Raw genomic sequence first — 12,780 nt, 5'->3', positions numbered from 1 at the left:
CACGTCAGACACCTGGCTACCGGGCGTCCTCGCCGTGAGTAAGGAGGATCCACGCCGTGTTCAGGCGGTTGAGGCTGGGCGCGTCCTCGCCCAGCAGGTACGGGCGTACGGCCTCCATGGGGAAGCCGTCCAGCGTACGGGCCGTGAACCACGAGTCGTCGACCGTCTCGTACAGGCGCTGCCGGGCCTGTCGGGACGTGGGTCGATCCTTCACACCGTCGGCCCCGTCCACTCCACCTGCGAGGACCGCAGCGAACTCCTGGCCTCCTGCTACCGCGAATCCCTACGGATCGCCGAGGAACTGGGCGCCCGCACCCTCGCCTTCCCCGCCATCCCCACCGGCGTCTACCGCTGGCCGATCGACGGCGCCGCCCGCATCGCCGTGGCCACCGTCCGCGCCGCGCTCGCCGCCGCCCCGGACGCCTTCGACGAGATCCGCTTAGTGGACTTCGACAACCGCGCCCGCACCGCCTGTGAGGCCGCCCTCGCCGAGGAATGAACGCGCCGCCCGGGCCCGCCGAGGTCGCGGACGTCCGGGCTGATGAGCCGAGGTTGATGTCGGATTTCCGCCAGCCCACCCCGGTCGGCTGAGGAATCCTGGAGGACATGCACACCGACACCGAGCGCTGTCTGCGCGCCGTGCAATCCAAGGACGCCCGCTTCGACGGATGGTTCTACATCGCCGTCGTCACCACCGGCATCTACTGCCGACCCAGCTGCCCGGTAGTGCCCCCCAAGCCCCAGAACATGCGCTTCTACCCCAGCGCCGCAGCCGCCCAGCAGGCCGGATTCCGGGCCTGCAAACGCTGCCGCCCGGACGCCAGCCCCGGCTCCCCGCAGTGGGACGAACGCGCCGACCTCGTCGCGCGCGCCATGCGACTGATCGCCGACGGCATCGTCGACCGCGACGGCGTCCCCGGCCTGGCCGCCCGCCTCGGCTACAGCCCCCGCCAGATCGAACGCCAACTGCGTGCCGAACTCGGCGCCGGACCCCTCGCCCTGGCCCGCGCCCAGCGCGCCCAGACCGCCCGGCTCCTGATCGAGACCACCGCACTCCCCATGGCCGAGATCGCCTTCGCCGCCGGCTTCGCCAGCATCCGCTCCTTCAACGAGACCGTCCGCGAGGTCTTCGCCCTCTCCCCGACCGAACTCCGCGGACGCGCCCGCCCCGGCCCCCGCCCCACCACCCCCGGCACCCTCACCCTGCGGCTCCCCTTCCGGCAGCCGCTCAACCCTGACAACCTCTTCGGCCACCTCGCCGCCACCGCCGTCCCCGGCGTCGAGGAATGGCGCGACGGCGCCTACCGCCGCACCCTCGACCTCCCCTATGGCCACGGCATCGTCGCCCTCGCCCCCCGCCCCGACCACATCGACTGCCGACTCTCCCTCACCGACCTCCGCGACCTGGCCGGCGCCATCGCCCGCTGCCGCCGGATGCTCGACCTCGACGCCGACCCGGAGGCCGTCGACGGCCTCCTGCGCACCGACCCGCAGCTCGCCCCGCTCGTCGACAAGGCCCCCGGCCGCCGAGTGCCGCGCACCACCGACGCCGACGAGTTCGCGGTCCGCGCCGTCCTCGGCCAGCAGGTCTCCACCGCCGCCGCCCGCACCCACGCCGGCCGCCTGGTCCGCGCCCACGGCGAACCGATCGACGACCCCGGCGGCGGCCTCACCCACCTCTTCCCCACCCCCACCGCGCTCGCCGCACTCGACCCGGACACCCTCGCCATGCCCCGCACCCGCCGCGCCACCCTCACCGGCGTCGTCGCGGCGCTCGCCTCCGGCACCCTCCAGCTCGACGTCGGCAGCGACCGGGACGAGGCCCGCGCCCGCCTCGCCGCGCTCCCCGGCATCGGCCCCTGGACCGTCGAATGCATCGCCATGCGCGCCCTCGGCGACCCTGACGCCTTCACCCCCACCGACCTCGGCCTGCGCCGCGCCGCCGCCGGCCTCGGCCTGCCCGCCACCCCCGCGGCCCTGACCCGGCACTCCGCCCGCTGGCGCCCCTGGCGCGCCTACGCCGTCCAGTACCTCTGGGCGACCGACGACCACCCCATCAACCACCTCCCGACGAATTGAGCCCCACGATGCCCACCCGCACCACGGCGACCACGGCCACCAGGGTCCCCACCGAGTCCGTCACCCACACCGTCCTCGACGACACCCCCGTCGGCCCGCTCACCCTCGTCGCCCGCGGCGACGCGCTCAGCGGCCTCTACATGACCGATCAGCGCCACCGCCCACCACAGGAGACCTTCGGCACCCCCGCCGACCCCGACGAACCGCCCTTCGCCGCAACCATCGCCCAGCTCCGCGCCTACTTCCGGGGCGAACTGACCACCTTCGACCTGCCGCTCGCCCTGCACGGCACCCCGTTCCAGCGCCGTGTCTGGGCCGCCCTGTGCACCATCCCGTACGGCGAGACGCTCTCCTACGGGCAACTCGCCGAACGGCTCGGCAACCCGACCGCCTCCCGCGCCGTCGGACTGGCCAACGGCCGCAACCCGATCGGCATCATCGTCCCCTGCCACCGCGTCGTCGGCGCCAACGGCAGCCTCACCGGCTACGGCGGCGGCCTCGACCGCAAGCGCCGCCTCCTCGCCTTCGAACGCACCGCTGACGGCCTCTTCCCGCCGGAGGCATGGGCCTGAGACCACCCAGGGACGCGGCGAGCGCCACCGCCCCGGCGCCCGCCGACCCGTCAGGCGCCGCCCGACGGCGAGAGTCCGCCCAGCAGCGCCCGCACCGTCTCCGCCACGAACTCCTGCTCGCCCGCCGGCCGCAGCCCACCCGCGGGCGCCTCCCCGTCGAAGAACAGGTCGAGGAACGCCCGGTGGAAGCAGGCCCCGATCAGGAGATTGGCCGCCGCGTCTGGATCGGCCCCGGCGGAGATCCGCCCCAACTCCTGCTCCGCTGCCAGATACGCAGCCAGCTGCCGGCTCGCGTTGTGCGGCCCGAGGCCACCCAGCGCGTCCAACTTGCGCCGATGCGTCGCCAGCAGCTCCGGACTGGCGAACAGCGACGCCGCGATCGGGAACGACCGCCGGTAGAACCGCAGGGCCGAGCGCACCACCTCCTCCAGGTGCCCGGCCGGGCCGCGTTCGTCACCCGCCCGATCCGGCAGCTCCGCCAGCGCGTCCGCGAACTGCGGCACCCGCTCGTGCAGCACCTGCACGAAGATCTCTTCCTTGCTCCGGAAGTGCTTGTACAGGGCGGCCTCGGAGCATCCCGCCTCCTTGGCGATCTGCTTGGTCGTCGTATGCGTCAGCCCCACGCTGGTCATGAGCGCGGCGGCGGCGTCGAGGATGCGGGAGCGCGTCAAGGCGCCTCCGGACAGCGGGGCGGCGGCTTCGTGGCTCATGGGACGACCCTACATTGACAGGTGAGTGAGCACTCACCCACACTGCTGGGTAAGTGCTCACTCACCCCTGTTCGTCGCGGTGTCCCGCTGCGTTCCACGGTGCTCCGCCGCGCGGGGGTGGCCAGGAAGGATCACCGGAGGAGCCATGAACATCACCGTCGTCGGAGCCTCGGGAGGCATCGGCCGGCACCTCGTCGGCCAGGCACTCGCCGACGGGCACGACGTGACCGCCGCACTGCGCAGCCCCGAGAAACTGACCGTGCGTCACCCGCGCCTGACGGTCGTCCGCGTCGACGCCCTCGACGCCGCCTCCCTCAAACCCGCCATCGAGGGCGCCGACGCGGTCCTCTCCGGCATCGGCCAGTTGGGCCGCCACGACCCGCTGCGCCCCGCCTCCACCTCGGCCCGCGCAGTGACGGAGGCCATGGCGGCGACCGGCGTGCGCCGCCTCCTCGTGGTCAGCGCCGGCCCGCTCAACCGCACCGGCGCCGGCCAGCCGTTCCTCACCCACCGGGTCTTCGGCCCCCTGCTCTGGGCCGTCCTCAGGGAGCTCTACACCGACCTGGAACGCATGGAGGCCGTCCTGCGCGCGACCGACCTCGACTGGACCTCCGTACGCCCGCCCCGCCTGCTCGACAAGCCGGGCACCGGCCGCTACCGCCACGCCGTCGAAGGCGGCCCGTCCGGCAGCTCCGTTCCCCGCGCCGACGTCGCCCGCGCCATGCTCGACCTCATCCCGGACCCCCGCACATACGCCCACGCGGTCGGCGTCAGCAGCTAGGTGGTGCCCGCAAAGTCTCGTCGTCCGCCCGGCAGGCGGGACTTCGCGGACCCGCCCCAGGCCCTGTCCACAGGGTGGGTCGGTGACGAGCCGGGCCGCCGCCCCTTCAGGGCCGTGTAGGACGCGGCGATCCGGCCGAGTCCGAACGGGGGCGACGGGAGCCGCACTTGCCCCAGAACGCCGGTCGGGGCGGACGGGGGAAGGACCGCCGACAGGTCGTCAAAGGGTCAGGAGGCAAACCGGAGGGAGGACTTCACCCGGTCGTAGAGCGCGCGGGTGCGCTCGTCGGCGCCGGGGTTGTCGCCGCCCACCCCCACCATGATCGTGGCGTCGGGCGTGACCACGGCGAACATCCGCCTCCGGAAGGACTCGTCGTGGGCGGTCGGCGGGCTGACCGTGTAGCCCATCTCCGCGGCGGGGTGCCCCGCGATCGTCAACCGGTTCTCGTACTCGCTGCCGTAGTACTCGCGTAGTTGGACATGCCCTGGCCGTCGTAGTCGAGCAGCGCCTTGAGCGGATCGGCGCTCGTCTTTGTCCTGCCCTTGTCGTAGACGTCGACCCAGAAGGCGAGCGCCGTCTTCCCGGTCCCGAGCTCAAGGCGGCAGCGGGCGTACCGGGACCGCTTCTTGTCGGCCGCGTCCTCGTCCAGCGACTTCTTCCACGGCGTCGGAATCTCCAACGTCACCGGCAGCTCGCACGCCGAACGGGCACCGCCCACCGACACGACGTGCTCACCCTCGTCCCGTGCACAGCCCAGGACCGCCCCGGCCAGCAGCGCGGCACCCAGCACCCCCGCGGTCCGTCGTCGTATACGGCTCGGCACCCGGATCCCCCTCCCTCTGGTTTCGCCGAGCCGTAGCCGACTGCCGGGACCGGCGGCCGGGAGACGACCCCACTGATGCGGCACAGGGGAGAACAACGCATCGCGCCCGCGGCAGTGGCTGCCCGCCGACCCGTCGGACGCGACCTGGTCATGGCGTGCCTAGGCAGAGCCGAGCACTGCCCGCCCCGGCGTGCATCGCCGAAAGTCGAATCCGCCGGAACGGTTCCGGCTTTTCCGATTCACAGGAGCGCATCACTCATGACTGTCACGCTTGGCCGTACCGGCATGGAGATCACCCGGTTGGGCTTCGGTTCGTGGGCCGTGTCCGGCTCGGGCTGGACCTTCAGCTGGGGTGCCACGGACGACGCCGAGTCGGTCGCCGCGATCCGCCACGCGCTGGACGCGGGCGTCAACTGGATCGACACCGCCGCGGTGTACGGCCTGGGCCACTCGGAGGAACTGGTCGGCAAGGCCATCGCCGGCCTGCCGCAGGCCGACCGCCCGTACATCTTCACCAAGGTCGGCCTGGTCTGGGACCCGGAGAATCCGGCGGCCGCACCTCGGCGGATCATGAAGCCCGCCAGCGTCCGCCGCGAGGTCGAAGACTCCCTGCGACGGCTGGGCGTCGACCACATCGACCTGTACCAGGTGCACTATCCCGACACCGGCGAATCGCTGGAGTACGCCGGTGGCGGCTTCGGCGCCGTATCACCCAACGCCACCCCGCTGGAGGAGTACTGGCAGGTCATGGCCGACCTGAAGGCCGAGGGCAAGGTCCGGGCCATCGGGCTGTCCAATCACACGCCGGATCTGCTCGACACGGCCGAGCAGATCGCCCATGTCGACGTCATCCAGCCGCCGTTCTCGGCGATCAACCGGTCGGCCGCCGCTGAGATCGCCTGGGCACACGCCCACGAGACCGGCGTGATCGTCTACTCGCCACTGCAGTCCGGCCTGCTCACCGGGGCCTTCTCCACCGAGCGTGTGGCCGGCCTGCCCGCCGAGGACTGGCGGACCGCCCACCACGACTTCACGACCGGCCTGACCGCCAACCTCCAACTCGCCGAGGCGCTGCGGCCGATCGCCGAACGCCATGGGCGCAGTGTGGCCGAGGTCGCCATCGCCTGGGCGCTCGCCTGGCCCGGCATCACCGGGGCGATCGTGGGCGCGCGCAAGTCCGCCCAGGTGGACGGCTGGATCGGCGCGGGCTCGCTGGAGCTGACACCGGCCGACATCGAGGAGATCGCCACCGCCATCACGGTCTCCGGTGCGGGCAGCGGCCCGGCCCGCCATGCATGAAGGAGGCCGGCCCATTGCGCCTCCGCCCTCCCCTCGTGTCACCGCTCCCCAGTGACCACCCCCTGTACCTCCGCCACCAGGTGTTCCGCCCGGGTGACGGAGGAACGCAACTGGGCCTGGGTGCGGCCGAGTTCGCCGAGCAGGGCGCTGGCGCGGGCGGCGAAGTCCGGTGGGGTGTGGGCAAGGGTGGCAGCCGTCGCCAGGGCGCCCTTCTCGTTCAGGCACCAGACGCGGTGGTGGGCGTGCAGGGCCTGGACGAGGGCGCCTATGGCCCGGGAAAGACACAGGGAGGCATGCAGGACGTCCGTGGCCGCGGACGACTTGGCCGCCAACGCCACCGAGAAGCCCGCGTCCCAGACGGCGGCAGCGGTCAGTGCCTCGCGCAGCGGCTCGGGATACGTGCCGGTCGCCTCCTTGAGGCGGCCCAACTCCCCGGAGCCGTCTGCCAGGATCTGGCCGAGGGCCACTTCGCCCGGATAGGCGGGGGACCAGAAGCCCAGGGGATGGCCGGCCTGTATGCCGGTCTCGAAGCGGCCGGCGCGGCAGTCCTCCCACACCCGCCGTACCCGGTCGATGTCCCGGAAGATCCAGTCCACATGGCTGCCGTCGGGCAGGACTAGCCACGCCCCGCCGTTCACCCAGGGGCCCCAGGCGCCCGGTGGGTGTATCTCGACCGGGCCGCCGGTCACGTCCGCCGCCAGCGCCGCCAGTGCGGGCAGGTCCGGTGTGCCTCGGTAGTAGACGCCCAGGTCCCAGTCGGAATCCGGGCGGTTGGTTCCTCGTGCGCGGCTGCCCCCGAGCATGACCCCGACGACTCCCGGCACCCGCGCGATGCGTGCCGCGATCTCTTCCATGGGAACGAGGCTAGGGGGCGGGCGGCGGCAAGGAATCAACCCACGGTTCTCACACTGAGGGTTGAGGTTGAGAAACCGTGCTGCGGTCTGCGGTCTGCGGTCTGCGGTCTGCGGTCTGTGGTCTGTGTGGCGTGCGACGGGAGCGAGTCGGATTCCGGGGAGGGGCGGTGGCAGGAATCGGAGGCGGGTCGGCCCCGCTCGCCCTCTCCCTCCTCTCCCTCCTCTCCCCATCCGGCGCCGCCCGGTCAGGCCGGTGGCAGGCCGTCCTCCAGTTCCGCCGGGCCGTGGCCGGCTTCCAGGACGTCCAGGGCGGCGCGGACCCGCAGCCGCAGGTCCTTGGCCAGCAGCGTTTCGGCCTCGTCCCAGTGGGCGAGGCGCCAGGACAGGAGTTCCTCCTCCTGCACGCGGATCGCCGCGAGCTGGGCCGCGTCCAGCACTCCGCCGTCGAAGAGGTAGGACACCAGCGGGGGCCGCGCCTCGCCACGCACCCAGTCGACGGCGAGCAGTCGGCTCGGTGCCACGTCGAGGCCGATCTCCTCCAGGGTCTCCCGGCGGGCGGCCTGGCGGGGAGATTCGCCGGTGTCGGATTCGATGGTGCCGCCGGGCAGGACCCAGGTGTCGCGGTAGTTGGGTTCCACGAGCAGCAGGCGGCCTTCCGCATCGCGGAAGATGACTCCGGCGCCCGCCAGCACACGGGGCAGGCCGGCGATGTAGGTGGCGTAGTCGTCGTCCATGGTCGTCACGGCGCGAGCCTAGGGGGTGCCCGGCAGGAGGGAGAAGCACGTCCAGGGGGCGGACTGGTGCAGACGGGTGCGGACCGGTGTGGCGGGGTGATCCTCTGTCGCTCTGTTCGGCGGGGGCGTCGTGCGGATAAGGTCGCAGCGGCGCGACTGCCAGTTCGAAAGCAAGGGGAAACACGGTGGCGGACGCAGCAAGGACACACACAGCACATGTGCTGATCGCCGCGGACAAGTTCAAGGGCTCGCTCACGGCCGTCGAGGTCGCCGAGCACGTCACGGCCGGTCTGCGGCGCGTGGTCCCCGGCCTGGACGTGGCGGCAGTGCCGGTCGCGGACGGCGGCGACGGGACGACGGCGGCGGCCCTCGCGGCCGGTTTCACCCGGCACGAGGCGCGGGTCACCGGGCCCACCGGCGAGCCGGTGACGGCCACCTTCGCGCTGCGCGAGGACGGCACGGCGGTGGTGGAGATGGCCGAGGCATCCGGCCTCCAGCACCTCCCGAAGGGCGTTTTCGCGCCGCTCACCGCCACCACGTACGGCACCGGTGAGCTGCTGCTCGCGGCGCTGGACGCGGGGGCGACCTCGATCGTCTTCGGCGTCGGCGGCAGCGCCACGACGGACGGCGGCGCGGGCATGCTGGCGGCGCTGGGCGCGCGGTTCCTGGACGCCGGCGGGGCGCCGGTGGGGCCGGGCGGTGGCGGGCTGCGGGAGCTGGCCACGGCCGATCTGTCAGGGCTCGACCCGCGGCTGGCCGGTACGGACATCGTGCTCGCCAGTGACGTCGACAATCCGCTGACCGGCCCCAAGGGCGCGCCGGCGGTCTACGGGCCGCAGAAGGGCGCGAGCCCGGAGGACGTGGCCGTCCTGGATGCCGCGCTGGCGCACTTCGCCGAGGTGCTGGAGCGCGCCGTCGGCCCGAAGGCGGCCGAGCACGCGCTGGCCCCCGGGGCCGGGGCCGCGGGCGGCATCGGCTATGGCGCGCTGGTCGGCCTGGACGCCGCGTTCCGGCCGGGCATCGACGTGATGCTGGACGTGCTGGGGTTCGCGCCGGCGCTCGCCCGGGCCACGTTCGTGATCACCGGCGAGGGGTCGCTGGACGAGCAGACCCTGCACGGCAAGGCGCCGGCCGGGGTCGCTGCGGCGGCGCGGGCGGCCGGCATCGAGGTGGTCGCGGTCTGCGGGCGGCTGCAGCTGCCGCAGGAGGCGCTGGCCGCGGCCGGTATCCGGCGGGCGTATGCGCTGACGGACCTGGAGTCCGATCCGGCCCGCTGCATGGCCGAGGCGGGCCCGCTGCTGGAGCGGGCGGCGGAGAGCCTGGCGCGGGACTTCCTGGTCTGACGACGTCGCGGCGGGGTGCCGCGAGCCGCCCGCGAAGGGTCCCGCCGCACACGACGGTTTTCGCCGCACACCACGGCTCCCGTCACAAGCAAGGCTTCCGCCGCATGCGAAGAGGCCCCGAGCGGAACGTTCCGCTCGGGGCCTCTCGGCGTTCTTCGTGGGCGCCGCCGCCCGGGTCCGCTAGGGCTGGTGGGCGGCGCGCGACTCGGCGCGCGACTCGCGGCGGTTGTCACGGAAGGTGTTGACCCTCCGGGCCGTCGCGAAGACCGGGATCATGGCGCCCAGGACGATCTGCAGGGAGCAGCCGGTCTGGAGCAGCAGCTGGCCGCCGGGGGCGTCCAGCGCCCAGGCGGCGAGCATGCCCATGCTGAGCACGATCCAGCTGAGCATCGCCACCGCGAGTCGGCCCCGCGGCTTGGGGTACTCGACCCGGCTCACCATCAGCCAGGCCACCCCGATGATCGCCAGCAGCGTCGGCAGGAACGGCAGCTCCAGCAGGACGATGGCGACGACGGTCAGGGCGCCGAAGGGACTCGGCATGCCCTGGAAGATGCCGTCGCGCAGCGTGACGCAGGAGAAGCGGGCGAGTCGCAGCACGACCGCCAGCAGCACCACCACCGCTGCGACCACCGACACCCGCTGGTGTGCGTCCTGGGCGACCATGCCCCAGGTCACGACGAAGTACGCGGGTGCCAGCCCGAAGCTGATCAGGTCGGAGAGGTTGTCGAGCTCGGCCCCCATCGCCGAGGCCCGCAGCTTGCGCGCCACCAGCCCGTCGAAGAGGTCGAAGACCGACGCCAGGAGCATCAGGATCACGGCCATCGCCGCGCTGTGCCGCGCCATCCCGCCGTCCTCGGTCCCCGTCAGGTGGGGGATGAGGACGCCGGTGGTGGTGAAGTACACCGCCATGAAGCCGCAGATGGCGTTGCCGAGCGTGAGGGTGTCCGCTATTGACAGCCGCGTCGACAGCGGCATGTCATCGTCGTCCTCGTCGTTCTCCGGCGCCCAGCCCGCCTGGGTCTCGGGATCAATCACGGTCAAGGCGAGTCACCCCCGCGGTAGTGGCCTGGCCGACCTCGACCGCCGGCTCGACACCCTCCGGGAGGTAGACGTCCACCCGCGAGCCGAAGCGGATCAGGCCGATGCGCTCGCCCTGCTCGACCTTGGTGCCCTGGGGCACGTAGGGGACGATGCGGCGGGCGACGGCGCCGGCGATCTGCACCATCTCGATGTCGCCCAGCTCGGTGTCGAAGTGCCAGACGACCCGCTCGTTGTTCTCGCTCTCCTTGTTGAACGCCGGGACGAATCCGCCGGGGATGTGCTCCACGGACGTCACCGTGCCGGCCAGCGGCGCGCGGTTGACGTGGACGTTCAACGGGCTCATGAAGATCGCGACGCGGGTGCGACCGTCCTTCCACGGCATGATGCTCTGCACCACGCCGTCGGCCGGAGAGATGACACGCCCCTGAGCGATCTCTCGCTCGGGGTCGCGGAAGAACCACAGCATGCCCGCCGCGAGTGCGGTGGTGGGCACGGCGACGGCGGCCCAGCGTCCGGACCGGCGGGCACGGGCCAGGCTGACCGCCGCCGTTGCCACGGTCGGGAGGAGCCACGGCGATGCTCCGCGCGCGAGGCGGACGCGACCGCGTTGTGCAGAGGATTGGCTGTGGGGCATGAATGACCTTCGTAGCGGAGGATGCCGCGTATGGATACGGGGGACGGCGGCTTTCCAGGGATGCTATCGGTTGCGAGCGGCAACTGGCCAAGAGCCAGAGCCAATCCGTGGCCGAAGAACGATGACGCGGTGTGATCTTTATCTACCGGTAAACGACCCAAAGGGGACGTTCAGTCCTGGATCCGGTACTCCTCAAGTAGCCGGCGGCCGATGATCATTTTCTGGATCTCGGCCGTTCCCTCGCCGATCAGGAGCATCGGGGCCTCCCGGTAGAGGCGCTCGATCTCGTACTCCTTGGAGAAGCCGTAGCCGCCATGGATACGGAAGGCGTCCTCGACCACCTCCTTGCAGTACTCGGAGGCCAGGTACTTCGCCATGCCCGCTTCAAGGTCGTTTCGTTGTCCGGAGTCCTTTTTGCGTGCTGCATTAACCATCATGGCATGGGCCGCCTCCACCTTTGTCGCCATTTCGGCAAGTTTGAACTGGATCGCCTGGTGCTGGGCGATCGGCTTGCCGAAGGTCTGCCGCTGCTGCGCGTACGCCACGCCCAGCTCGAAAGCACGCTGGGCGACCCCGCAGCCACGCGCGGCCACATTGACCCGGCCCACCTCGACGCCGTCCATCATGTGATAGAAGCCACGCCCCGTCTCGCCGCCGAGGACCCGGTCCGCCGGAATGCGCAGACCGTCCATGATCAGCTCGGTGGTGTCGACCCCCTTGTAGCCCATCTTCTCGATCTTGCCCGGAATGGTCAGGCCCGGCCGGACCTCGCCGAAGCCCGCCTCCTTCTCCACCAGGAAGGTCGTCATCGACTTGTGCGGAGCGGTGCCCTCCGGGTGGCCCTCTTCCGTCCGGCACAGCACCGCCACGAGGGTGGACGAGCCGCCGTTGGTGAGCCACATCTTCTGGCCGGTGAGGACGAATTCCTCGCCGTCCCGCACGCCCTTGGAGGAGATGGCCGAGACATCGGAACCCAGCGCCGGTTCCGACATCGAGAAGGCGCCGCGGATCTCGCCCGCCGCCATCTTCGGAAGGAAATAGTCCTTCTGCTCCTGCGTGCCGTGCTGCTTGAGCATGTACGCCACGATGAAGTGCGTGTTGATGATGCCGGAGACGCTCATCCAGCCGCGGGCGATCTCCTCGACCGTCAACGCATAGGTGAGCAGCGACTCGCCGAGCCCGCCGTACTCCTCGGGAATCATCAGCCCGAACACGCCGAGGTCCTTGAGGCCCTCGACGATCTGCGTGGGGTATTCGTCGCGGTGCTCCAGCTCCGTGGCGACCGGAATGATTTCCTTGTCCACGAAGTCGCGGACGGTGGAGAGGATTTCCTGCTGGATGTCGGTCAGACCGTCGGTCTGTGCGAGACGCGCCATCAGGTCACTTCTCCTTCCGGGCCGCGGGGGCCTTGAGCTCGGGGCGGCCGGGCTGCTCGCCGCCGCGCTCCTCGATGTACGTGGCGGTGGGAACCATCACCTTGCGCCGGAAGACGCAGACCAGGGTCCCGTCCTGCTTGTAGCCCTTGGTCTCGACGTGGACGATGCCGCGGTCGGACTTGGACTTCGACGGCGTCTTGTCGAGCACGGTGGTCTCGCCGTAGAGCGTGTCGCCGTGGAACGTCGGCGCCACGTGCTTCAGCGACTCGATCTCCAGATTGGCGATGGCCTTTCCGGAGACGTCCGGCACCGACATGCCCAGCAACAGGGAGTAGATGTAATTGCCGACGACCACGTTCTTCCCGAAATCGGTGGTCCGCTCGGCGTAGTTGCTGTCCATGTGCAGCGGATGGTGGTTCATGGTCAGCAGGCAGAAGAGGTGGTCGTCGTATTCGGTCACCGTCTTTCCCGGCCAGTGCTTGTACACATCGCCGACGGTGAACTCTTCGTAGGTGCGGCCGAACTGCATCGTGC

At 71.5% G+C, this 12,780-nt stretch carries 15 protein-coding genes; 6 read left to right on the top strand and 9 right to left on the bottom strand.

The window, feature by feature from the left end; all coding sequences use genetic code 11:
- Positions 1 to 34: 34 nt before the first annotated feature.
- From JNO44_RS42150 to JNO44_RS42140, 3 genes are all read left to right on the top strand, one after another.
- Positions 35 to 499 carry a macro domain-containing protein gene (locus tag JNO44_RS42150; protein WP_240167902.1) on the top strand — a complete coding sequence of 155 codons (465 nt, stop codon included), beginning with the start codon at positions 35 to 37 and terminating at the stop codon, positions 497 to 499.
- A 107-nt stretch (positions 500 to 606) separates the two neighbouring features.
- On the top strand, positions 607 to 2,079 hold the full coding sequence (locus tag JNO44_RS42145; protein ID WP_205369200.1) for a DNA-3-methyladenine glycosylase 2 family protein: 1,473 nt from the start codon (positions 607 to 609) through the stop codon (positions 2,077 to 2,079).
- 8 nt (positions 2,080 to 2,087) lie between these two features.
- Positions 2,088 to 2,651 carry a methylated-DNA--[protein]-cysteine S-methyltransferase gene (locus JNO44_RS42140; RefSeq protein WP_205369199.1) on the top strand — a complete coding sequence of 188 codons (564 nt, stop codon included), beginning with the start codon at positions 2,088 to 2,090 and terminating at the stop codon, positions 2,649 to 2,651.
- Between the two features lie 50 nt (positions 2,652 to 2,701).
- Here JNO44_RS42140 and JNO44_RS42135 read toward each other — a convergent pair whose 3' ends face one another.
- Positions 2,702 to 3,361 (bottom strand): TetR/AcrR family transcriptional regulator, encoded by a 660-nt coding sequence (locus JNO44_RS42135; protein WP_205369198.1) that lies wholly within the window; start codon positions 3,359 to 3,361, stop codon positions 2,702 to 2,704.
- A gap of 145 nt (positions 3,362 to 3,506) precedes the next feature.
- Between JNO44_RS42135 and JNO44_RS42130 the strand changes: the two genes are divergently transcribed.
- The gene (locus JNO44_RS42130) at positions 3,507 to 4,142 is read left to right on the top strand and encodes an NAD(P)-dependent oxidoreductase (RefSeq protein WP_205369197.1); all 636 of its coding nucleotides are present in this window, start codon (positions 3,507 to 3,509) and stop codon (positions 4,140 to 4,142) included.
- Between the two features lie 227 nt (positions 4,143 to 4,369).
- On the opposite strand, the gene JNO44_RS44270 is transcribed toward JNO44_RS42130, so the two are convergent.
- Complete coding sequence (locus tag JNO44_RS44270) at positions 4,370 to 4,579, bottom strand: hypothetical protein (protein ID WP_240167901.1); 210 nt, start codon at positions 4,577 to 4,579, stop codon at positions 4,370 to 4,372.
- A complete protein-coding gene (locus JNO44_RS44265; RefSeq protein WP_240167900.1) occupies positions 4,576 to 4,965 on the bottom strand; it encodes a lipoprotein in 390 nt (129 codons plus the stop codon). Before JNO44_RS44265 ends, JNO44_RS44270 begins: the two co-directional genes overlap by 4 nt.
- Positions 4,966 to 5,223: 258 nt before the next feature.
- On the opposite strand from JNO44_RS44265, the gene JNO44_RS42120 reads away from it, so the two are divergent.
- A complete protein-coding gene (locus tag JNO44_RS42120) occupies positions 5,224 to 6,264 on the top strand; it encodes an aldo/keto reductase (RefSeq protein ID WP_205369196.1) in 1,041 nt (346 codons plus the stop codon).
- A gap of 38 nt (positions 6,265 to 6,302) precedes the next feature.
- Here the strand turns inward: JNO44_RS42120 and JNO44_RS42115 are convergent, their stop codons facing one another.
- Together JNO44_RS42115 and JNO44_RS42110 are read right to left on the bottom strand one after the other, a co-directional pair.
- On the bottom strand, positions 6,303 to 7,118 hold the full coding sequence (locus JNO44_RS42115; protein ID WP_205369195.1) for a nucleotidyltransferase domain-containing protein: 816 nt from the start codon (positions 7,116 to 7,118) through the stop codon (positions 6,303 to 6,305).
- A gap of 245 nt (positions 7,119 to 7,363) precedes the next feature.
- Entirely contained in the window at positions 7,364 to 7,861 is a 498-nt protein-coding gene (locus JNO44_RS42110; RefSeq protein ID WP_205369194.1) for an NUDIX domain-containing protein, read from the bottom strand.
- Positions 7,862 to 8,070: 209 nt separating this feature from the next.
- On the opposite strand from JNO44_RS42110, the gene JNO44_RS42105 reads away from it, so the two are divergent.
- The gene (locus tag JNO44_RS42105) at positions 8,071 to 9,195 is read left to right on the top strand and encodes a glycerate kinase (protein WP_205371415.1); all 1,125 of its coding nucleotides are present in this window, start codon (positions 8,071 to 8,073) and stop codon (positions 9,193 to 9,195) included.
- 180 nt (positions 9,196 to 9,375) lie between these two features.
- On the opposite strand, the gene pssA is transcribed toward JNO44_RS42105, so the two are convergent.
- The 4 genes from pssA to JNO44_RS42085 form a co-directional block, all read right to left on the bottom strand.
- Complete coding sequence (gene pssA, locus JNO44_RS42100) at positions 9,376 to 10,236, bottom strand: CDP-diacylglycerol--serine O-phosphatidyltransferase (protein WP_174717860.1); 861 nt, start codon at positions 10,234 to 10,236, stop codon at positions 9,376 to 9,378.
- Positions 10,223 to 10,870 carry a phosphatidylserine decarboxylase gene (locus JNO44_RS42095; RefSeq protein WP_067345825.1) on the bottom strand — a complete coding sequence of 216 codons (648 nt, stop codon included), beginning with the start codon at positions 10,868 to 10,870 and terminating at the stop codon, positions 10,223 to 10,225. Before JNO44_RS42095 ends, pssA begins: the two co-directional genes overlap by 14 nt.
- 170 nt (positions 10,871 to 11,040) lie before the next feature.
- Entirely contained in the window at positions 11,041 to 12,246 is a 1,206-nt protein-coding gene (locus JNO44_RS42090) for an acyl-CoA dehydrogenase family protein (protein WP_205369193.1), read from the bottom strand.
- Positions 12,247 to 12,250: 4 nt separating this feature from the next.
- The gene (locus JNO44_RS42085; protein ID WP_020963637.1) at positions 12,251 to 12,775 is read right to left on the bottom strand and encodes a MaoC family dehydratase; all 525 of its coding nucleotides are present in this window, start codon (positions 12,773 to 12,775) and stop codon (positions 12,251 to 12,253) included.
- Positions 12,776 to 12,780: the final 5 nt, after the last annotated feature.

It is taken from the genome of Streptomyces noursei, from assembly GCF_016917755.1.
In the GTDB taxonomy this organism is placed as follows: domain Bacteria; phylum Actinomycetota; class Actinomycetes; order Streptomycetales; family Streptomycetaceae; genus Streptomyces; species Streptomyces yunnanensis.
The sequence above is the reverse complement of the archived record's forward strand: the minus strand, read 5'-3'. Positions and strand labels throughout refer to the sequence as shown.